Below are 21,164 nucleotides of genomic sequence, written 5' to 3' on the forward strand. Positions count from 1 at the left end.
CACGAGCGCGACGACGTGGAGCTGATCTACGTCAACGACAACTACGGAGACTTCAGCGCCGAATTCAGCGACATCGTCCGCGAAGCACTGGAGGGCGAGCGGCCCGATCTGGTGAAGCCGATCGTTCCGCAGCAGGGCCTTCGGGTGATGACGAAGGTGCGCCACAGCGCGTTCTACGCCACGTCGCTGGCGTATCTGCTGAGCCAGCTGAAACCCGAACGGCTCGTGCTGACCGGTCAGGTCACCGAGCAGTGCGTCCTCTACACCGCGCTGGACGCCTATGTGCGGCACTTCCCGGTCGTGGTCCCGCGTGACGCCGTCGCCCACATCGACCCGGACCTCGGCGACGCAGCGCTGCAGATGATGGAGCAGAACATGCGTGCCGAGATCCTTGACGGCGCCGACCAGTGTCTCCGTTGACCGTCTCTGAGCTGCACCGATCGCGCCCACACCTATCCTCGATGTCGTGGAGTCCCCCGAACTGGTCGCCGTGCTGCGCGGCCGTCGCATCGCCGTCCTGACCGGCGCCGGCATGTCGACGGACTCGGGTATCCCGGACTACCGAGGGCCCGACTCCCCGCCGGCCAACCCGATGACGATCCGGCAGTTCACGTCGGACCCGGTATTCCGGCAGCGCTACTGGGCCCGCAACCACGTCGGGTGGCGGCACATGGACGAACGCAGGCCCAATGCCGGGCACCGCGCGCTGGCTGCCCTGGAGCGGACCCGGCATCGTCTCCGGTGTGATCACCCAGAACGTCGACCTGCTGCACACCAAGGCGGGCAGCCGTGCCGTGATCGACCTGCATGGCACCTACGTGCACGTGGTGTGTCTGCAGTGCGGTGGCGGCATGTCCCGCACCGCGCTGGACGACATGCTCGAGGCGGCCAATCCCGGGTTCCGGGAGCGGGTGGGGAGCCTGGACAGCATCGCCGTCGCGCCGGACGCCGATGCCATCGTGGCGACACCTCGGGCTTCCGGATCGTCGACTGCCCCCGCTGCGGCGGCATGCTCAAACCCGACATCGTGTATTTCGGCGAGAGCGTGCCGAAACCGCGGGTGGACGAGGCGTACGCGATGGTCGACGACGCCGAGGCGCTGTTGGTCGCCGGTTCGTCGCTGACGGTGTACTCCGGCTACCGCTTCGTGCGGCACGCGGCGGCGCGCGGCATCCCGATCGCCATCGTCAACCGCGGCCGTACCCGCGGCGACGACCTGGCGACCGTGACGATCGACAACGGGTGCTCACGATGCTGGCACTGCTCGCCGACGAACTACCGGCCTTGGCGAGCCCGGTGTGAGCGTGGTGACCTCGCTGCTGCCGAGCGGGCAGCGGCCGCCATCCGGACCGGCATCGCAGCGGTGGGGCCCTCGGCGTCGGCGACGCGGTGGCCGCGCTCAGCCGTCTGCCCGACCCGCTGCAGAGAGCGGTCCGCATGCTCAACCATTTCGGCGGGCTGGCCGTCAGCGGTGACGAGGTCGAGTTCGACGGCGACTCCGTCGACTGGTCCGACGTCGTCGACATCGAAACCCACAGTCTGGTCGGCTATCTGCTGACCGACGCGCTCCAGGCACAGGTCAACCGACTTCCTGTGCCGCGCTTCCCTTTCCGGAAGCAACTCCTCGGTCTGGCATCCGACGCCGTGTTGACCGCGGCCGTGGCCGCGGTGGGCGGCCCACTGTCGAGCCTGCTCGACGTGAGGGTCCCCGCCGAGGTCAACTACCGCGGCAGACTGCGCAACCGCACGCTCTCGGCAGGTGTGCTCGCCACGCTGCTACTCGCCGATCCCGCCGTGCGCGCCGCGGTCGTCGAGACGGCGTCCGCGCACGGGGTGCCGGTGCGGCGCGCCGACGACGACGCCATCGACGCCGCCGAGCGCCGCGCACAATGGCTCGAGAACTGGGTCAGGGACCGCTTCTAGACCGCGACCAGGTCGTCGGCGTGCACGACGGGGCGCCGAAGCTCGGCGGGCAGAGCAGATGTCGACTGGCCCAACATGGTTGCCAGTTCCGCGGCGTCGTAGGCCACCACGCCCCGAGCCACCATCGTTGCGTCGCTGCTGCGCAGCTCGACGACATCGCCGCCCGAGAACCGCCCGGCCACAGCCGTGATGCCGGCCGGGAGCAGCGAACGGCGCCGCCGCACAACGGCATCCACCGCACCGTCGTCCAGCGTCAGCGCCCCGGCCGACTCGGCTGCATAACGCACCCAGAAGCGGCGCGCCGACATCCGTTCGGCGCGGGGGGCGAAGACGGTGCCCACCGACGCATCGTCGAGCGCGGCGGCGGCATCGGCAGCCGCAGCCAGCAGCACCGGCACCCCGGCATCGGAGGCCAGCAGCGCGGCGGACAGCTTGGACTCCATGCCGCCGGTACCGAGGTGGCTGCCCCGCCCCGCCGTCACCCCGGCCAGATCGTCGGGCCCGGCAACCTCCGAGATGAAGCGTGCCGGGTCCTCATCGGAGGCCTTACGCGGATCCCCGTCGTAGAGGCCGTTGACGTCGGAGAGCAGGATCAGCGCGTCCGCACCCACGAGGTGGGCGACGAGCGCGGAAAGTCGGTCGTTGTCGCCGAACCGGATCTCGTTGGTGGCCACGGTGTCGTTCTCGTTCACGATCGCGACGGCATGCAGCGCGCGCAGCCGGTCGAGGGTGCGCTGGGCGTTGGTGTGCTGCAGCCGCATCGAGATGTCGTGCGCGGTGAGCAGGACCTGGCCGACGGTGCGCTGGTAGCGCGCGAACGCCGTGCTCCACGAATTGACCAGGGCCACTTGACCGACGCTCGCTGCGGCCTGCTTGGTCGCCAGATCGGTGGGCCGCCTCGTCAGGCCCAAAGGTTCGATCCCGGCGGCGATCGCACCCGAGGACACGATCACCAGATCCGAGCCCGCCTTCATCCGCGCTTCGAACGCGTCGACGAGCTCGTAGAGCCTGCTGCTGTCGAATTCGCCTGTCGGCGTGGTCAATGCGGTGGTACCGATCTTGACGACCACCGATCGTGCGGTGCGAACCGCCTCGCGGTGGCGGCTCATTCGGGGGTGACTCTCCCGACGTGCCTTTCTCGCCGCTTTGCGCTCGTCGGCCGACACGCGATCGTTCTGTTCGAGTCGGATGTCGGTGCCGCGACCGGACAGGTGCACGTCGACGCCTGCGGGGGTCTGCGGTTCCCAGTCGAACGTCATGTCGCCGATGGTCACCGCGCAGCCGGGGCGGGCGCCGAGCTTGAGAAGTTCGTCCTCGACACCCAGGCGCGCCAACCGGTCACCGAGGTATCCGACGGCTTCGTCGTTCTCGAAGTTGGTCTGCGCCACCCAGCGCTGCGGGCGGGTGCCGCGCACGACGAAGCCGCCCTGCCCGTCCGGTGCGACAGAGAACGAGGTCTCGTCGACCGGCACGGGCCGAATCACCGGGCGTCGCGGCACGACCTCGGGTTGCGCCGCACGATAGGCCGCGACCATGTCCCACAGTGCGAACGTCAACGGCCGCAGACCTTCTCGGGCCACGGTGGACACCTCGAAGACCGGCCACCCGAACGTCGAAGCGATCTCGTCGGACACGAAATCGGCGAGCTCGCGCGCGTCCGGCACGTCGATCTTGTTGAGCACCACCGCGCGTGGCCGCTCGGCGAGGTCCACGAGCGTGGTGTCACCCTGCAGTGTCGGGGTGTAGGCGGCGATCTCGGCTTCCAGCGCCTCGATGTCGGAGACCGGGTCGCGACCGGGTTCCAGTGTCGCGCAGTCGACCACGTGCACGAGCACCGCGCACCGTTCGATGTGGCGCAGGAAGTCGAGTCCCAGTCCGCGACCTTCGGAGGCGCCGGGGATCAGTCGGGGACGTCGGCGACGGTGAACGTGTGGTCGCCGGCGGACACCACTCCGAGGTTCGGAGCGAGTGTGGTGAACGGGTAATCGGCGATCTTGGGCTTGGCCGCCGAGATCGCCGACACCAGCGAGGACTTGCCGGCCGACGGGAATCCGACGAGCCCGACGTCGGCGACGGTCTTGAGTTCGAGGGTGAGGTCGCGGACCTCGCCCTTCTCGCCGAGCAGCGCGAAGCCGGGGGCCTTGCGGGCTCGCGACGCGAGTGCGGCGTTGCCGAGCCCTCCGCGACCGCCCGCGGCCGCCTCGAAGCGGGTACCGGGGCCGACGAGGTCGGCCAGCAGCCGGCCCTGCTCGTCGAGCACCACGGTGCCGTCGGGCACCTTGACCTCGAGATCGGCGCCTGCCGCGCCGTCGCGGTTGCTTCCGGCGCCCTGCTTACCCGACGGGGCCACCACATGGGGGTGGAAATGGAAGTCGAGGAGGGTGTGCACCTGCGGGTCGACGACGAACACGATGCTGCCGCCGCGCCCGCCGTTGCCGCCGTCGGGGCCGCCGAGGGGTTTGAACTTCTCTCGGTGCACCGATGCGCAGCCGTTGCCGCCGTTACCCGCCCGGGCGTGAATCACCACGCGGTCGACGAAACGGGTCATCGATGTCCTCCTCTCTCAGTGCCGAAACCGACGATTGGGCGCCACAGTACGAGTGTCTGGCGCCACAACGTCGATCTCGACGTCGGAGAAAGAAGTCAGGCGTCGGTGCGGGTCACCCGCACGATGTTGACGTACTTGCGGCCACGCTTGGTGCCGAACTCGACCGCACCCGGCGCCGTGGCGAACAGGGTGTCGTCACCGCCACGGCCGACGTTGACGCCGGGGTGGAAGTGGGTGCCGCGCTGACGGACCAGGATCTCGCCGGCCTTGACGACCTGCCCGCCGAAACGCTTCACGCCGAGCCGCTGGGCGGCTGAGTCGCGACCGTTGCGTGAGCTGGAAGCGCCCTTCTTGTGTGCCATGTCTTGTCGCTCCCGTCGCTACTTGATGCCGGTGACCTTGAGGACCGTCAGCTGCTGACGGTGCCCCTGGCGCTTGTGATAGCCGGTCTTGTTCTTGAACTTGTGGATGCGGATCTTGGGACCCTTGGTGTGCTCGAGGACCTCGCCGGTGACCGCGACCTTCTCCAGCGCCTTCGCGTCGGTGGTCACATCGGCTCCGTCGACGACGAGGGCCACCGGCAGCGACACCGTGCCACCGGGCTCGACGTCGAGCTTCTCCACCTTGACGATGTCACCGGCGGCGACCTTGTACTGCTTGCCACCGGTCTTGACGATCGCGTACGTGGCTTTCTGCGCTGCCATCGTTGGTCATCCTCTACTTCGCGTGCGGGCGCGCATCACCTGACGGTCTGCGTGCGGATCTTGGTGCGGGATCTGCCATCCCTGCCTCGGGCCGGCCATGGCAGGCCCTGGAGACAACTGCTCAAGGTTACGTGAGCAGCGGGTTGAGGGTCAAACCGCTCAGTCGTGAGCAGGTGGCCCGGCCGGACGTGCCGCGGCGCGCCGACGCTGCCGCACGGGCGGTGCAGCGACGGCAGCGGGCTGCTCGTCCTCCTCGGAATCCTCGACGTCCTCCTCGGAATCCTCATCATGCTCGTCGGAGTCCTCGTCTGAGTCCTCATCAGAGTCGTCGTCGAAGTCATCATCGTCAGAGTCGTCGTCTTCGTCAGAGTCGTCGTCGAGCACGTCGATGTCGTCGTCCTCGTCGTCCTCCGAGTCCTCGTCATCGTCATCCGAGTCTGAGTCGTCGAAGTCGTCGTCGAGTTCCTCGTCCTCGGTGTCGACCACCGCGGCTCCGATCGCATCCGCATCGAGTTCAGCGACCTCGTCGACGGTCTCGTCGTCGTCGTGATCGTCGTCCTCGTGCTTGCCGTTGGCCGCGGCCATCGCCTTGAACATCGGGTGCTCGCCGGGCGAATGGGCGGGCACCTTGGCGACCTGCACCTCCTGCTGGGGTGCGCCGCGCTTACCGCGCTTGCCGCGGCGACCACCGCCGCCACCGCCACCGCCGCCGCCGCCGTTCGAATCGGCTTTGCGACCCGCGCCCGACGCGGTGTCGACCGGATCGCCGTGCAGCATGATGCCGCGCCCGCCACAGTGCGTACAGGTCGTGGAGAACGCCTCGATCAGGCCCGTGCCGAGCCGCTTGCGGGTCAACTGCACCAGCCCCAGCGACGTCACCTCGGACACCTGGTGGCGGGTGCGGTCCCGGGCCAGCGCCTCGGTCAGCCGTCGCAACACCAGGTCCCGATTCGATTCGAGCACCATGTCGATGAAGTCGATGACGACGATGCCGCCGATGTCCCGTAGCCGCAGCTGCCGCACGATCTCCTCAGCGGCCTCGAGGTTGTTGCGGGTGACGGTCTGCTCGAGGTTGCCGCCCGACCCGGTGAATTTCCCGGTGTTGACGTCGACGACCGTCATCGCCTCGGTGCGGTCGATCACCAGGGTGCCGCCCGAGGGCAGCCACACCTTGCGGTCGAGCGCTTTGGTCAGCTGCTCGTCGATGCGGTGGACGGCGAACACGTCGGGGCCGTCGGAAGCGGCAGGCTCGTACTTCGTCATCCGCGGCAGGAGCTCGGGCGCCACCCCGGTCACGTAGTCGTTGATCGTCGTCCACGCGTCGTCCCCGGAGACGATCAGCTTGGAGAAGTCCTCGTTGAACAGGTCGCGGATCACCTTGACCAGCACGTCGGGCTCCTCGTAGAGGGCCACGGCCGCACCGGCCTTCTTCGCGGTGATCTCGCCGGCCTTGGCCTCGACCTCCGACCACCGCGTCTGGAGTCGCTCGACATCGCTGCGGATGTCGTCCTCTTTGACGCCTTCGGAGGCCGTGCGGATGATCACGCCGGCGTCCGACGGCACCACCTCGCGCAGGATCTCCTTGAGCCGCTGCCGTTCGGTGTCGGGCAGCTTGCGGCTGATCCCCGTCGAGGAGGCGCCGGGCACGTACACCAGGTAGCGGCCGGCCAGCGAGACCTGCGTGGTCAGCCGGGCGCCTTTGTGCCCGACCGGGTCCTTGCTGACCTGGACGACCACGTAGTCGCCGGGCTTGAGCGCCTGCTCGATCTTGCGCTGGGCGCCGCCCAGACCGGCGGCTTCCCAGTTCACCTCACCGGCGTAGAGCACACCGTTACGGCCCCGGCCGATGTCGACGAACGCAGCCTCCATCGACGGCAGCACGTTCTGCACGATGCCGAGGTAGATGTTGCCGACCAACGACGCTGATGCCGCCGAGGTGACGAAGTGTTCGACGACGACGCCGTCCTCAAGCACCGCGATCTGGGTGTACCGGGCGCCCTCGTGGGGTGGCTCGCTGCGGACCTTGTCGCGAACCACCATGGTGCGTTCGACGGATTCACGCCGGGCGAGGAACTCGGCCTCCGACAGGATCGGGGGACGCCGCCGGCCCGCATCGCGACCGTCGCGGCGGCGTTGGCGCTTGGCCTCCAGGCGGGTGGACCCGCTGATGCCTTGGATCTCGGAGTCCGACGAGCCTTTGGCGCCTTTGGCGCGCGGTTCGCGTTCGTGCACGACGGTGTTGGGCGGATCGTCGGGCGACGAGCCGTTCTCGTTGTCGGCGCCGGCTCCGGTCTTGCGTCGGCGGCGACGACGGCGGCGGCGCGTCGCGCCGTCTCCGCCGTTGTCGTCGTCGCTGCTGTCGTCGTCGTTGTCGTCGGCGGATTCGGCAGCCTCGGAGGAGTCCTCGGATTCGGTCGACTGGTCGTCGTCATCGCTGCCCGGCTCGTCGCCGTTCTGTTCACCGCGCCCACGACCGCGGCCGCGACGGCCCCGGCGGCGACGCTTGGTCGACGGCCGGCCCGACTGGTCCTCATCGGAGTCGCTGTCGGCGTCGGAATCCTGGTCGGCGTCGGACTCCGAGCTGGAGTCGTCGTCGTCCTCGTCGTCGGTGTGGGCGGGTTCGGTGCGCACCGGCTGCGGCGCGACGAACAGGGGCAGGTAGTCCGCGGGTTCGGCTTCGACCGCGGGCGGAGTCTCGAGGATCAGCCGTGACTCCGGCTCCTCCTCAGCGGGCACGTCCGACTGCTGCTCGGCGACCGGCTCAGAAGCAACGGCCTCGGGTTCAGGCGCGGATTCGGGTTCGGGCGCGGAATCAGATTCGGGTTCGGCCAGCGCCGCACGTACGCGGTCGGCTTCGTCACGGCCGATCGTCGAGTGGGCGCTGCGGGTCCGCCCGTCGAGCTCGGTCAGCGCGTCGATGATGCGCCTGCTGGTCGTGCCGAGCAAGCGGGCCAGGGAGTGAACCCTCAGCCGTTCGGGCGGCGGCGGCGGGGCGGCACTGGCCGGCTCCGCGCGCTGCGCCTCATCGGGCGTGGCGCTGCCGGGGTCCTGAAGGCTGTCACCGAGATTGTCATCGTCGAGATTGTCATTGTCGGCCACGTATTCTCCTCAAGCCCCCGGGCGCGTCATTTGCTGACGCGGCCACGCGAGGGCTACTGACTATTGCGTCCGGGCGACGTGATCCCGAACTCTGGTTGGTCTCGCTCCGAGGAGTCCCGGCGGGACGTCCTCGGTGCCGGTCTGAATGATGGCTGGACGGTCGGCGCCACATCGGGGTAGCGATGGTCGCAGTCGTCGAAGTCTTCATCCGAGTGACCAACCCGGGGTAGTCAGGCCGGCCGCTCGCGCCCAGTATCCCACATCACTGCGGGGGAACCCGAAACGCCGCGTCAGCGGGTCGGCGCGGCGGTCAGAGTCCGGGGAACCAGAGCTCGATCTCGCGCGCGGCCGACTCGGGGGAGTCGGAGCCGTGGACCAGGTTGAACTGCGTCTCCAGACCGAGATCGCCCCGAATGGTGCCCGGAACGGCCTTCTCGACCGGATCGGTACCACCGGCCAGCTGACGGAACGCGGCGATCGCGCGCGGCCCTTCGAGCACGGCAGCTACCACCGGACCGGACGTGATGAACTCCAGCAGCGAGTCGAAGAACGGTTTGCCGTCGTGCTCGGCGTAGTGGGCGCGCGCCAGCGCGTCGTCGACGTTCTTGAGCTCGAGCGCGGCGACGGTCAGTCCCTTGGCTTCGATCCTGCTGATGATCTCGCCGATGAGCCGGCGGGCAACGCCGTCGGGCTTGATGAGGACGAGGGTTCGCTCTGTCACGGCCGACAGCCTACCCATAGGCCGCAGTTAGTCCGCGTCGCGCCGCTGCCCGGGCAGCAGGCCCCGTTTCTGGCGGCGCAGCACCTCGGCCCGCAGATAGGCGATGAGCAGCCACACCACCACGAAGAGCAGGCCGATGAAGCCGATCCCCGGATACAGGAACCAGCCGGCCACCAGCAGGAGTTGCACGCCGAGATTGGCCCAGATCGCCCAGGGCCGGCCTTGCACGCCTGCCATCAGCAGCAGGAGCACCGCCACCCCGACGACATAACCGATCGATCCCCCGGTGAGGCCGCCACCGACCGCACCGACGACGGGCAGCGCGAGCAGCACCACGATGGCCTCGAGGATCAGCGTGCCGGCCATGACGCCGCGGAAGCTCTTCCACGGATCGGGCGGCGGGGTGCTCATGCCGGGTCCTTTCCGAACAGCGTGCGCGCCACGCCGGCAGTGACGACCGAGCCGGTGATCACGATGCCGGCGCCGCTCATACCGCCTGCGCCGTCGACGTCGCCGCCCGACTCCTCGACCAACGCGGTGGCCGTCTCGATCGCGTCGGGCAGCGTGGCCGCGATGGCGACCCGTTCGGGGCCGAAGATCTCCTCGGCTTTAAGTGCCAGGGCGTCGGCCTCCAGGGCGCGGGGGGAACCGTTGGTGGTCACGACGATGTGGTCGAAGGCTGGCTCGAGAGCGGACAGGACCCCGTCGACGTCCTTGTCGGCCATCACCGACACCACGCCAACCAGGTAGCGGAAGTCGAATTCCTCGGCCAGCGCCGACGTCAGCGCCGCAGCCCCGGCCGGATTGTGGGCGGCATCGATGAAAACGGTTGGTGCGCTACGCATCCGCTCGAGCCGGCCGGGAGATGTGACGGCGGCGAATCCAGCGCGAACCGCGTCGACGTCGAGCTGGCGGTCCGCACCCGCGCCGAAGAACGCCTCGACGGCGGCCAGCGCGAGGACGGCGTTGTGGGCCTGGTGCTCACCGTGCAGCGGCAGGAAGATCTCCGAGTACCGCCCACCGAGGCCCTGCAGTTCGAGCATCTGCCCGCCGATGGCCACCTGACGGTCGAGCACCGCGAACTCGGAATCCTCGCGCGCGACGGCCGCGTCGGCACGCACCGTGGCGGCCAGCACCACCTCCATCGCCTCGGGCACCTGACGGGCGATCACCGCGACGGTGTCGGTGGGCACCAGGTCGTCTTCTTGTCGGGTGATGATGCCGGCCTTCTCCCCGGCGATCTCGGCGATCGTGTCACCGAGGTAGTCGGTGTGGTCCATGCCGATCGGCGTGATTACCGCGACGGGTGCGTTGACCACGTTCGTGGCGTCCCACCGGCCGCCGAGGCCGACCTCGACGACGGCCACGTCGATCGGGGCGTCGGCGAACGCGGCGAACGCCATCGCGGTCACCACCTCGAACTTCGAGCAGCGCGGCCCTCCCCCGGCCTCGGACTGGCGATCGACCAGTTCCACGAACGGCTCGATCTCCCGGTAGGTGTCGACGTAGGCGGCCGGGCTGATCGGTCTGCCGTCGATCGATATCCGCTCGACGGCCGACTGCAGGTGTGGGCTCGTGGTGCGACCGGTGCGCCGGTGCAGCGCGGTCAGCAGCGCGTCGACCATCCGGGCAACCGAGGTCTTGCCGTTGGTCCCGGCGATGTGGATCGACGGGTAGCCCTTCTGCGGGGAGCCGAGCAGTTCCAGCAGCGCGGCGATCCGCGCGGTGCTGGGTTCGATCTTCGTCTCCGGCCACCGCTGGTCGAGCAGGTGCTCGACCTGCAGCAGGGCCGCGATCTCGTCAGGTGCGGGTTCGGTCGAGCTCACGTCAGGGCGGCCAGCCGTGCCGAGATGCGGTCCACTTCTTCTCCGGCGAGCTGTTGGCGCGCCCGGATCTTGTCGACGACGTCTGCGGGCGCCTTCGCCAGGAACGCCTCGTTGCCCAGCTTGGCCGAGGTGCCGGAGAGCTCCTTCTGGGCGGCTGCAAGATCCTTCTCCAGGCGGCGTCGTTCGGCCTCGACGTCGACGGTGCCCGACGTGTCGACCTCGGCGAGCACGGTGCCGCCGGAGAGCCGGACCTCCACCGACGCCGATGCGGTGAAGTCGTCTGCCGGCGGGGTGAGCCAGGCCAGTGCGGTGACGGCGGGTACATGTGCGGCCAGACCGGCGGTGTCGACGCCGGACAGCCGCGCCGGCACCTTCTGCCGGTCACCCAGGCCCTGGTCGCTGCGGAACCTACGCACCTCGGTGATCAGCTTCTGCATGTCGGCAATGCGTTGCGCTGCAGCATGATCGAGATCGACACCGCTGGCGGTCGGCCACTCGGCGACGACCAACGACTCACCTCCGGTGACCGTCTTCCACAACAACTCGGTGACGAACGGCATTACCGGGTGCAGCAACTTGAGCAGCGTGTCCAGGACGGCTGCGAGCACGGCCGTGGTATGCAAAACACCTTCGCCGAGCTGCACTTTGGCCAATTCGACATACCAGTCGCAGAACTCGTCCCAGGCGAAGTGGTACAGCGCCTCGCATGCGCGGCTGAATTCGTAGGCGTCCAGTGCCGAATCGACCTCGGCGCGAACCACTTCGAGCCTGCCGAGAATCCAGCGGTCGGCGTCGGTCAGCGCGTCGACGGGCGGCAGCGGTGCCGGGCTGGCGCCGTTGAGGAGTGCGAATCGCGTGGCGTTGAACAGCTTGGTGGCGAAGTTGCGCGAGGCGCGCGCGTGATCTTCGCCGATCGCCAGGTCACCCCCGGGGCTCGCGCCGCGGGCCAGTGTGAAGCGCAGCGCGTCGGCGCCGAACATCTCCACCCAGTCCAGTGGGTCGATGCCGTTGCCGCGGGACTTGCTCATCTTGCGGCCGTGCTCGTCGCGAATGAGACCGTGCAGGAACACGTTCTCGAACGGAACCGGGGCGCTCCGCTGTCCGTCGAGGGTGATGGCCGGGTCGCTGGCCACGAAGGTGCCGAACATCATCATCCGCGCCACCCAGAAGAACAGGATGTCGTACCCGGTCACCAGAACCGTTGTCGGATAGAACTTCTCGAGGTCGGGGGTGCGGTCGGGCCAACCCATCGTCGAGAACGGCCACAGCGCGGAGGAGAACCACGTGTCGAGCACGTCGGGATCCTGTTCCCAGCCCGGCGGGGGTGTCTCGTCCGGGCCGACGCACACCGTCTCGCCGTTGGGGCCGTGCCAGATCGGGATGCGATGCCCCCACCAGAGTTGGCGCGAGATCGTCCAGTCGTGCATGTTGTCCACCCAGGCGAACCAGCGCGGTTCCAGGCTCGGCGGGTGGATCACGGTGTCGCCGCTGCGCACCGCGTCGCCCGCGGCCTTGGCCAACGACTCGACCTTGACCCACCACTGCAGGCTCAGCCGCGGCTCGATCGGTTCGCCGCTGCGCTCGGAATGGCCGACGCTGTGCAGGTAGGGGCGCTTCTCGGCGACGATCCGGCCCTCTTCTGCCAGCGCCTCGCGCACCGCGACCCTCGCCTCGAAGCGGTCCATTCCGTCGAACCGCGTCCCGGTGTCGGCGATCCGGCCCTTGGTGTCGAGCATCGTGGGCATCGGCAGCTGGTGCCGCAGGCCGATCTCGAAGTCGTTGGGATCGTGTGCCGGGGTGACTTTGACTGCGCCGGTGCCGAATTCGGGGTCGACGTGATGGTCGGCCACGATGACGATCTGACGATCGAGGAACGGATGGGGCAGCGTCGTGCCGACGAGGTGACGATAGCGGTCGTCGTCGGGATGCACCGCGATGGCGGTGTCGCCGAGCATCGTCTCGATGCGGGTGGTGGCCACCACCAGGTGCGGTTCGTCGTCGGACATGGACCCGTAGCGGAACGAGACCAGTTCGCCCTCGATGTCCTCGTATTTGACCTCGAGGTCGGAGATCGCGGTCTCGAGCACCGGCGACCAGTTGACCAGGCGCTCGGCCTGATAGATCAGCCCGGCATCGAAGAGCTTCTTGAAGATCGTGCGCACCGCACGGGAGAGCCCCTCGTCCATGGTGAAACGGTCACGGCTCCAGTCGACGCCGTCACCCAGGCGGCGCATCTGGCCGCCGATGGTGCCGCCGGATTCCCGCTTCCAGTCCCACACCTTGTCGATGAACAGCTCACGCCCGAAATCCTCTTTGGTCTTCCCGTCGGCGGCCAGCTGCTTTTCGACGAGAGTCTGGGTGGCGATACCGGCGTGGTCCATGCCGGGTAGCCACAGCACCTCGTAGCCCTGCATGCGCTTGCGGCGGGTCAGCGCGTCCATCAGCGTGTGGTCGAGCGCGTGACCCATGTGCAGGCTGCCCGTCACGTTCGGCGGCGGCAGCACGATCGAGTAGGCGGGCTTGTCGCTGGCCGGGTCGGCGGTGAAGTATCCCGCATCCACCCAGCCCTGGTACAGATCACTCTCGACGGCCCCGGGGTCCCACGACTTGGGCAGGGCATCGAGCCCGGAGGGTCCGGCGTTGGCGAGCGGCTGGGAGGTCACCGAGCCATTCTAGGAAGACGCTGCGAACTACTTCTTCCCGCCCAGAAGGCCGCCCAGGATGTCACCCACCCCGCCGGCCTTGTCACCGCCCAGCACGGAGCCCAGGATGCTGCCCAGCGGGTTGTTCCCGCCCGGTTTCGCACCTCCGCCGAGGATGCTGCCGAGGATGTCGCCGATGCCGCCCCCACCGGACTGTCCCGGCACCTGCCCTCCGCCTGAGAGCCGCTTGCCGATGTAGGCGAGCACGATCGGCGTGAGGATCGGCAGCAGCTTCTGGATCAGGTCGCTGTTGCCTGCACCGCCGCCGGACAGCGCGGACGCCACCTGCCCGGTGTCGTTGCCGCCGAAGATCTTCGCGACGGCGCGGGACCCGTCGGCCTCGTCGACCTGATCGACGCTCACGCCTCCGTCGAGCAGTCCGCTGCGGGCGTGCGAGTCGGCGGCCGAGGCGATGCCCTGCGCGGTTCCGGGGTCTTCGGCGTTGTGCTGCAGGCCGCCGACGAGGACGGGCACCAGCGTCTTGACCGCGCTGTCGACCTCGCTCTCGTCGACACCCAAGCGTCCGGCGATCTGCTGGACGGGGATCTGGTTGTACAGGTCATCGAGGCCGCTCATGAGCGTCAGGGTAGACCCGGCGACGGCGCTGTGACCGGCGTTCGGTCAGGCCAGCTTGATGACGTCCAGCTCCACTCCGGCGGCTGGAAAGCGGGTCAACAGCGCGTCGCCCATCGCCGACGCCGGGGTCAGCACACCGAGCAGGTCGGAGAGCTTGTCGCGATCGGTTGCCAGCGCCAGGGCGCTCTCGCCGAGCAGCACCGAGGTGGCCTTGTAGCCTGGATCGCCCTGCTGCGACATGCGCGCCACGTAACGAGCGCCCGACGACGTGGTGGTGTACGTCTCGACGGTGTAGTGACCGCTCTCGCGGGTCTGCTCACTGGGGCCGGTGCCGGGCTTGGGCAGGACACGTTCCAGCGCGCTGCGTGGCACCCGGTTGAGGAACCGGCTGCCGAGCTCGATGGCGGCGATGTTGCCACCGGTGGTCATCGCGGCGGCCAGGGGCGCGAGCGGGGACTTGCCGAGGCTCATCTGCTCGGCGTATTCGAACCGGCGGCCGTAGGCGTACTCGAGGAGCGCGTTGCTGCGCCGCACGATGCGGGTGTTGGGCACCGACATCGCGAACGCGCCCACCCAGTAGCCGTCCAGCTCGGGGGCGATGTCGCGGCCGCGTCGCCAGCGCGCGTCGGGCTGGCCGCCGAGTTCGGGTTCGGCGCCGCGGTCCGGGGACAGCGTGTAGGGATCGTTGAGAAGCCGACGGCTCTCGGGGTCCTCGGCGGCCTCCCGCGCGAGTTCGGTCATCGAGGCGATCGTGCCGCCGGACATCCCGCCGGCGAAGCGGCGCACGACGAAGTTGGTGTCCCCCAGCTCGCCCGCGCCGTCCTCGACCGCCCGGCGGTACAGCGCGAAGACGGTGAGGTCTGACGGGATGGAGTCGAACCCGCAGGAGTGCACGATGCGCGCGCCGGTGTCGACCGCCTGCTTGTGGTGCTCGTCGATCGCGCGACGGATGAAGAGCGGTTCGCCGGTCAGGTCGGTGTAGTCGGTACCGGCAGCCGCGCAGGCGGCCACCAGCGGCAGGCCGTACCGCAGGTAGGGACCGACCGTGCTGATCACGACCCGGGTCCGGGCGGCCATGGCGGCCAGCGACGACGGATCGGAGGCGTCGGCGGTGATCAGCGGCCACGACTGCGCCGACGCGGGCAGTGTCTCGCGAACCCCGAGCAGCCGATCGGCCGAGCGGCCCGCCAGTGCGATGCGGGCGTCCCCGGCGGCGGAGGCGAGGTAGAGGGCGGTCAGCTTGCCGACGAATCCTGTCGCGCCGTAGAGGACGATGTCGAATTCGCGGTCCGGTGAGCTCATGTGGCCCGACGCTACCCGAGGGTCTCGGGCAGTTCGGTGTCCTCCTCGAGGACGTGACGTGCCAGGAACGCGAACACCACCTGGTACCAGAGTTTGGCGTGCGACGGGCTCAACACCCAGTGGTTCTCCGACGGGAAAAAGAGGAAGCGGTGCTCGGTGGAGCCGTCCGCGGCTGCGGGCAGCCCTGATGAGCTGAGCAGCTCGTACCAGAGGCGCAGCGCTTCCCCGATCGGCACTCGGTAGTCCCGATCGCCGTGGATCACCAGCATCGGGGTCTCGATGTCGGAGACGAATCGGTGGGGCGAATTGGCGGCGGTCATCTCCGGTGTCATCTCGCGGGACCACCAGTAGCCACCGTCGGTGGTGCCGCCGAACTGGTCGAGCGCCCACAGGCTGGCGTGGGTGACGATCGCTGCGAATCTGTCGGTGTGGCCGGCGATCCAGTTGGCCATGTAGCCGCCGAAGGAGCCACCCATGGCCGCGGTGCGGGTGGCGTCGACGCGGGGATGCTCGCACGCCGCATCGGTGGCCGCCATGAGGTCGGTATACGGGTCGAATCCCCATGCGCCCCAGCCACGTTGGATGAAATCCTGGCCGTAGCCGGTGGACAGCGCAGGGTCGGGCAGCAGCACGGCGTACCCGCGCGCCACCATCAGCCACGGGTTCCACCGCCAGTGCCAGGCGTTCCAGCTCGCCAGTGGGCCACCGTGAATCCACAGCACGAGCGGCGCGGCGGTATCGCCCTCTGGCAGCGCCAGCCAGGACCGGACCGGCACCCCGTCGTCGGCATGGGCGGTCACCTCGGTCAGCGTGCCGGGAAGCGTGGGCAGTGCGACGCAGGGCAAGGCCGTCACGGTGCCGTCCGGGTCGATGCGGACCGGATGTGGCGGCGCGGCATAGGAACTGCGCAGCGCGAACATCGAACCGCTTGTCGCCACCTGCAGATCGGTGTAAGTGAAGTCGTCGTCGACCAGCGGCCGCACTGCGGAGGTCGACACGTCGACGGTGAAGATCGGTCCGCGGCCGGACTGGTCGGCCGTCACCAGCAGCGACCCGCCGTCGGGCGCCCACGTGACCGACGTCGGCCACCGATCCCAGCTGCCGGTGATCTCCACCGCAGCCGACCCGAAACGGATGAGCCACAGCGTGATTCGCGGTGCCTGCGTCGGCGTGGAGAACGACTCCCGAGTGAAGGCGACCGCCGATCCGTCCGGCGAGATCGCCGGCATGCCGAGGTCGGCGTCCGGGTCGTCGAGTAGCGTCGACCGGCTCCCAGTTCCGATGTCGATGCGTACCAACGTCTTTCGTATCGCCGCCCCCGGCGCGGGCACCTGCCACGTCGTGACGACGAACGAACCGTCCGCACTGACGTCGAGGTCGGCGTCGCGCAGCGCGTCACCGGCGTCGGGGGTGAGGTCGCGTCGCCCGTGGGCGGCGAACAGGTGGGGTTGGTCCGGGCCGAGGTCGTGATCCCAGTGCCGCACCGGATATCCGGTATGCAGCACCGCCGATATCTTGGCTGTCGAACGCGCGTCCCGCAGCCTGCGGTCGTCGTCGATGTCACGTGCCGAGCGCAAAACGGGTGCCGTGACGACGGTGACGTCGCAGGCACTCGCCGCCGCCGCGGCGTCGACCCCTCCGGGAAACATCGCGACTGGGGTGGCCTCTCCCCCGGCCACTGGCAGGCGCCACAGCGCCTTCGACGGTTCGCTGTCCTTCGCGATGTCCTCGGCGGTGTCTCGGCCCGCCAGGAACAACAGATCGCCGTCCGCGGTGAGGACCGGCGCCGATTCGCCGGTGCGGCCGTGGGTGATCCGGCGCGCCGCCGAATCACCGGATGGGTCCAATTCCCAGATCGCGCTGACAAATTGGGTGCGTTCGTCGTTGACGACGGACACCGTGGTCACGACGCGTGAACCGTCCGGCGTGATGGCGAGGCCGCTCACCCGGGGCAGCGACAGGTAGGTGTCCAGGTCGTCGAACGGGCTATCGGGGGCCATGCCCACTTCGTAACACAGCCGACGGCTAGGGTCAGCCCATGCCAGCGCGATTCATCGTCGTCGGCGCCGGCATCGCCGGACTGGCGACCGCCGTCGCACTGAACCGCGACGGTCACGATGTCCGCGTGCTCGAGCAGCGGACCGATCTCGGCACGGGCACGGGCATCAGCATCTGGCCCAACGCGCTGGCCGCGCTCGACGAGATCGGTGTGGGCGATGCCGTTCGCGACGCCGGTGGCCGCGTCACCGCTGGCGCGATCCGCTGGCGCAGCGGACGGTGGTTGCGACGGCCCGCCGGCCAACGGATGGTCACCGCCCTCGGAGAGCCGTTGGTCGTGGTCCGCAGATCGACGCTGACCGGCCTCCTGGCCGATGCGCTCCCGCCCGGTGCGCTGATCACCGGGGCGTCGGTGACGACGGTGTCGACGACGGAGTCCGGGGTGCAGGTCACGACCGCGGGCGGTGACGTCCTGGCAGCCGACGCGCTGGTCGGCGCCGACGGCGTCCGTTCGGTTGTCGCGACCACCCTCAACGGGGAGCTGCCGAGCCGCTACGTCGGGTACACCGCGTGGCGGGGTGTCGCCGACATCCCGCTGGATCCGGATCTTTCCGGCGAGACCCTCGGCCCGGGCATGCAGGTCGGTCACGTGCCGCTGGGCCCTGAGCACACGTACTGGTTCGCGACGGAGCGGACACCGGAGGGTGGTCGCGCGCCCGACGGCGAGCACGCCCACCTGGCCCGTCTGCTGTCGGGCTGGGCGACGCCGATCCCGCAGCTGCTGGCGGCCACCGCGCCCGAGAACCTGCTCCGCAACGATCTCTACGACCGCGCGGCCCCCCGGCGGTGGTCCCGCGGACCGATGGTGATCGTCGGCGACGCCGCCCATCCGATGCGGCCGCATCTCGGGCAGGGTGGATGTCAGGGCATCGAGGACGCTGCTGTCCTGGCGCGGTGCGTGACGCAAGAAGCGGATCTGCCGGACGCGTTCACCTCGTTCGCGACCTTTCGCCGACGCCGGGTGCGCGCGCTGGTGAGGGAAGCCGCGACCATCGGGCGCATCCTGAACGCGCGACCCACGGCATTGGGTGCGGCCGCGAGTTGGGGTACCGCGGCGCTGCCCGAACGCGTCGTCACCGCCCACCTGGCCTCGATCGCGGCGCGCTCGGCCTTCGCCGTGCCGCTGGATTGATCAGGCTCAGCGCGCGGCGCGGGGCGTGAAGATCGCCGTGCACATCTTGCGCAGGTCCACGAAGCCGCCGAGCGCGGAGGTCGGCAGGTTCGCGCAGCCCTTCGCAGTGGCGGGCGCAGAGGTCGGAACGACAGCGGACGGGGCGGGGGTCGTGCCCCACACCTGCGCGGCCTGCATGCCCGCGGCACCGCACTTGGGCCATGCCTTGAGGCCCTGGCTCTGCAGCACGTTCTCCGCGACGCGGATCTGCTCGGCGCGCGAGGCCGTGGCCGGGCTCCCCGTACCACCGTTGGAGCTCCAGGTTGCCTGCTTGAACTGCAGGCCGCCATATGCCCCGTTGCCGGTGTTGATGCTCCAGTTGCCGCCCGACTCGCACTGCGCGATGGCGTCCCAGTTCACCGAGTCGGCGTGCGCGGTCGCGGTGGCGCTGTCCAGCGCCATCGGTACAGCGGCGAAGGCTCCGGAGAGCGCGGCGGCCATCAGGCCCTTGCTGACAATCGTCGTGATGCTCATGTTCTGCGGTCCTTCCCCGACCGTTGTGACCCAAGGCCCGCATGCGACGAAGGCGTCTCACGCTGCGGCTGTCCGGTCTGTCGGGTGACCAACATCACCTGTTACCGATGAGAATGAAGTTTTAGACGTTACTTATCTGGTGTAAGAGGCCTGTGAGAAAGCTGAGAAAAACGAGGCGGTGTCGACCGAAGTCGACACCGCCTCGCGTGAAGCGTGGTATTGAGGTCAGCCGCGGCGACCGCACACCGGCCATGCGCCGATGCCCTGCGACCGCAACACGTTCTCTGCGACGCGGATCTGCTCTTCGCGGCTTGCGCCGTGCGGCGAGCCCGAGCCGCCGTTGGACTTCCAGGTGCTCATCGTGAACTGCAGGCCGCCGTAGTACCCGTTTCCGGTGTTGATGGCCCAATTACCGCCCGATTCGCACGCTGCGACGGCATCCCAGTTGACGCTGTCCGCATTCGCGGTTCCGGCCCCGATGCCCGTGACCGCTGCCATGGGTGCGACAGCGAGCGCGCCGGCGATGGTGGCCAGCCCAAACGTCTTGCGGATGTTCTTCAACTTTCGTCCTTTCGCCGAGCGCGCGCCGAAACAGGCCGTGCGGACACACGGCCGTGCTGCCTGTCACAGGCGGGGGTTGTCGGGTCGCACCGTCTCGGTCGGGTACGACTGAGGGAGATCGCAATCGATCTCGCCGGAGAAGTCCGGCGCCGGCGGAGGCGTTACGCCTCCCGTGGCCCACACACACGCTGGTTCGTGGTTTTGAGTTATGGACTTCGCTTTCGAAGCTGTTTGGGACCGTACAAAGGTGGAAACGCAAAGTCATCTCGGGTGACGGATCAATTGCCGGCAGATCACGAAACGATCACGACGCAATGAGCGAATATCCGTGCTGGTCGAGGCGAGGTTCGATGTGACCGTCGCACGCCGCGCAAAACGCCGTCCGCGTGAGCCAAATCACCACGTTTTTGTGACCCCCGACACCTCACCCCGCGGCGTCCGCCGTGGAGTTCCACCGGGTTCGCGAAACCGTCCTCGACATCGGCGCCGACTCAGGGCTCAGAGATCCTGTCGGTCGCGGGTATTACTGCGGCACAACCGAACACGAGTTGTCGCGAAGGCATTCTAGAGAGACAACACTTTTATCCGAGACGGCCATTCCGGCGACCATTGTGCGGCGAAGCGAACACGTCGGACCCGCAGGTCAACCACGGCCCGCGGAAGGCGTTTTCACCCGCTCCAGTCTGAATTATGTTGCAGCGAAAGGCTTTCGGGGCGTGCAACGATCACCCGACCGGGACCCGAACACGACGGACACCGACGGCGTCGACGCCGAATCCACAACTGTTCGCTGCACTAACAATGTGTCCCGAATTCGGCGTCGCTGCGTCGGAATTCGACGCCACTCATGAAGGAATTTGCTGCGAGAATTTCGGCGGGATCACCGACGATAGGTCGGCCTCGGTGTTCACATTGGTCAGCGCCGGCTGCTCGGGCATCACGATCCGCTGAGTGTCGACCGAATCCACCAGCGCGCGCATGCTGCGCTGGCCCGCGGTGATCAGCCGATCGACGACGTCATGCAACTCGGTGCGGTAGATGCCCGCCAGGTAGTGATCCCGGCCATCCCACGGCAGCACCACGTCGACACCGAGCCGCTGCGCCGGACCAGCGAGCGTGTCGACGATCTCGACGGTCAGCTCGGGCATGTCCACCGCGCACACGAGGGCATGGGCGACACCGGCCTCTGCGGCTGCCCGCAGACCGCGCCCGGTGGCCCGCAGCGGGCCGACCCCCCGGACCTCGTCGCGCAGCACCGTCGCGTCCACCTCGGGCAACGCCTGGCCGGGCGCGGCGATCACGAAGACGGGCGCGCAGCGGGGGCTCACGATCGACACCATGCGCTGCAGCAGCGTCGTCTCACCCGATGGTCCGTCTATCACGACGGCAGCTTTGTCCCGGCCCATGCGGCGGGAAGCGCCTCCGGCGAGGATGACAGCGGCCAACGGCAGCGGTGACGTCACACAGGTGACGTTAGCTCAGCACGACGGGCGGATGCC

15 protein-coding genes and 4 pseudogenes are annotated in these 21,164 nt (G+C 68.8%); 4 read left to right on the forward strand and 15 right to left on the reverse strand.

What is annotated here, in order from left to right; genetic code table 11:
* From PGN37_RS26035 to PGN37_RS26045, 3 genes and pseudogenes are all read left to right on the forward strand, one after another.
* A partial coding sequence (locus PGN37_RS26035) for a cysteine hydrolase family protein (RefSeq protein ID WP_335333862.1) occupies positions 1-420 on the forward strand: 420 nt, incomplete at its 5' end.
* A 46-nt stretch (positions 421-466) separates the two neighbouring features.
* Positions 467-1,302, forward strand: a pseudogene (locus tag PGN37_RS26040) (NAD-dependent protein deacetylase).
* Positions 1,303-1,389: 87 nt separating this feature from the next.
* A complete protein-coding gene (locus PGN37_RS26045; protein ID WP_335333863.1) occupies positions 1,390-1,923 on the forward strand; it encodes a hypothetical protein in 534 nt (177 codons plus the stop codon).
* On the opposite strand, the gene proB is transcribed toward PGN37_RS26045, so the two are convergent.
* The 12 genes and pseudogenes from proB to PGN37_RS26105 form a co-directional block, all read right to left on the reverse strand.
* Positions 1,920-3,032: a glutamate 5-kinase gene (gene proB, locus PGN37_RS26050; RefSeq protein WP_335333879.1), complete on the reverse strand. Its 1,113-nt coding sequence runs from the start codon at positions 3,030-3,032 to the stop codon at positions 1,920-1,922. The genes PGN37_RS26045 and proB overlap by 4 nt on opposite strands.
* Before the next feature lie 12 nt (positions 3,033-3,044).
* Positions 3,045-4,471, reverse strand: a pseudogene (gene obgE / locus PGN37_RS26055) (GTPase ObgE); the annotation flags it as partial.
* A gap of 95 nt (positions 4,472-4,566) precedes the next feature.
* Positions 4,567-4,833, reverse strand: coding sequence for a 50S ribosomal protein L27 (rpmA, locus tag PGN37_RS26060; RefSeq protein WP_043410731.1), 267 nt, complete (start codon positions 4,831-4,833; stop codon positions 4,567-4,569).
* An 18-nt stretch (positions 4,834-4,851) separates the two neighbouring features.
* Positions 4,852-5,175 (reverse strand): 50S ribosomal protein L21, encoded by a 324-nt coding sequence (gene rplU, locus PGN37_RS26065; RefSeq protein WP_046366659.1) that lies wholly within the window; start codon positions 5,173-5,175, stop codon positions 4,852-4,854.
* Between the two features lie 159 nt (positions 5,176-5,334).
* A complete protein-coding gene (locus PGN37_RS26070; protein ID WP_442933027.1) occupies positions 5,335-8,274 on the reverse strand; it encodes an Rne/Rng family ribonuclease in 2,940 nt (979 codons plus the stop codon).
* Positions 8,275-8,584: 310 nt separating this feature from the next.
* On the reverse strand, positions 8,585-8,995 hold the full coding sequence (gene ndk / locus PGN37_RS26075; RefSeq protein ID WP_335333864.1) for a nucleoside-diphosphate kinase: 411 nt from the start codon (positions 8,993-8,995) through the stop codon (positions 8,585-8,587).
* Between the two features lie 27 nt (positions 8,996-9,022).
* On the reverse strand, positions 9,023-9,406 hold the full coding sequence (locus PGN37_RS26080) for a DUF4233 domain-containing protein (protein ID WP_335333865.1): 384 nt from the start codon (positions 9,404-9,406) through the stop codon (positions 9,023-9,025).
* Entirely contained in the window at positions 9,403-10,821 is a 1,419-nt protein-coding gene (gene folC, locus PGN37_RS26085) for a bifunctional tetrahydrofolate synthase/dihydrofolate synthase (RefSeq protein WP_335333866.1), read from the reverse strand. Before folC ends, PGN37_RS26080 begins: the two co-directional genes overlap by 4 nt.
* Positions 10,818-13,484: a valine--tRNA ligase gene (locus PGN37_RS26090; protein ID WP_335333867.1), complete on the reverse strand. Its 2,667-nt coding sequence runs from the start codon at positions 13,482-13,484 to the stop codon at positions 10,818-10,820. The genes folC and PGN37_RS26090 overlap by 4 nt, the downstream gene beginning before the upstream one ends.
* A gap of 27 nt (positions 13,485-13,511) precedes the next feature.
* Complete coding sequence (locus PGN37_RS26095) at positions 13,512-14,099, reverse strand: DUF937 domain-containing protein (protein WP_335333868.1); 588 nt, start codon at positions 14,097-14,099, stop codon at positions 13,512-13,514.
* Between the two features lie 45 nt (positions 14,100-14,144).
* Positions 14,145-15,401, reverse strand: a complete 1,257-nt coding sequence (locus PGN37_RS26100; protein ID WP_335333869.1) for a saccharopine dehydrogenase family protein — start codon at positions 15,399-15,401, stop codon at positions 14,145-14,147.
* An 11-nt stretch (positions 15,402-15,412) separates the two neighbouring features.
* Positions 15,413-17,401: a S9 family peptidase gene (locus PGN37_RS26105; protein WP_335333870.1), complete on the reverse strand. Its 1,989-nt coding sequence runs from the start codon at positions 17,399-17,401 to the stop codon at positions 15,413-15,415.
* Between the two features lie 38 nt (positions 17,402-17,439).
* Between PGN37_RS26105 and PGN37_RS26110 the strand changes: the two genes are divergently transcribed.
* Positions 17,440-18,591 (forward strand): FAD-dependent oxidoreductase, encoded by a 1,152-nt coding sequence (locus tag PGN37_RS26110; protein ID WP_335333871.1) that lies wholly within the window; start codon positions 17,440-17,442, stop codon positions 18,589-18,591.
* A gap of 177 nt (positions 18,592-18,768) precedes the next feature.
* On the opposite strand, the pseudogene PGN37_RS26115 reads toward PGN37_RS26110, so the two are convergent.
* From PGN37_RS26115 to mobA, 3 genes and pseudogenes are all read right to left on the reverse strand, one after another.
* Positions 18,769-18,999 (reverse strand): annotated as a pseudogene (locus PGN37_RS26115) (transglycosylase family protein); the annotation flags it as partial.
* A gap of 330 nt (positions 19,000-19,329) precedes the next feature.
* Positions 19,330-19,563 (reverse strand): annotated as a pseudogene (locus tag PGN37_RS26120) (transglycosylase family protein); the annotation flags it as partial.
* 947 nt (positions 19,564-20,510) lie between these two features.
* Complete coding sequence (gene mobA / locus PGN37_RS26125; protein WP_335333872.1) at positions 20,511-21,128, reverse strand: molybdenum cofactor guanylyltransferase; 618 nt, start codon at positions 21,126-21,128, stop codon at positions 20,511-20,513.
* Between the last annotated feature and the right edge of the window lie 36 nt (positions 21,129-21,164).

The organism is Mycobacterium kyogaense (assembly GCF_036946525.1).
GTDB lineage: Bacteria > Actinomycetota > Actinomycetes > Mycobacteriales > Mycobacteriaceae > Mycobacterium > Mycobacterium kyogaense_A.

Bases quoted from the DNA above. Each gene is read 5' to 3' on its own strand.
- proB (WP_335333879.1), bottom strand. From the start codon at position 3,032: ATGAGCCGCCACCGCGAGGCGGTTCGCACCGCACGATCGGTGGTCGTC.
- rpmA (WP_043410731.1), bottom strand. From the start codon at position 4,833: ATGGCACACAAGAAGGGCGCTTCCAGCTCACGCAACGGTCGCGACTCA.
- rplU (WP_046366659.1), bottom strand. From the start codon at position 5,175: ATGGCAGCGCAGAAAGCCACGTACGCGATCGTCAAGACCGGTGGCAAG.
- PGN37_RS26080 (WP_335333865.1), bottom strand. From the start codon at position 9,406: ATGAGCACCCCGCCGCCCGATCCGTGGAAGAGCTTCCGCGGCGTCATG.
- PGN37_RS26095 (WP_335333868.1), bottom strand. From the start codon at position 14,099: ATGAGCGGCCTCGATGACCTGTACAACCAGATCCCCGTCCAGCAGATC.
- PGN37_RS26100 (WP_335333869.1), bottom strand. From the start codon at position 15,401: ATGAGCTCACCGGACCGCGAATTCGACATCGTCCTCTACGGCGCGACA.
- PGN37_RS26105 (WP_335333870.1), bottom strand. From the start codon at position 17,401: ATGGCCCCCGATAGCCCGTTCGACGACCTGGACACCTACCTGTCGCTG.
- PGN37_RS26110 (WP_335333871.1), top strand. From the start codon at position 17,440: ATGCCAGCGCGATTCATCGTCGTCGGCGCCGGCATCGCCGGACTGGCG.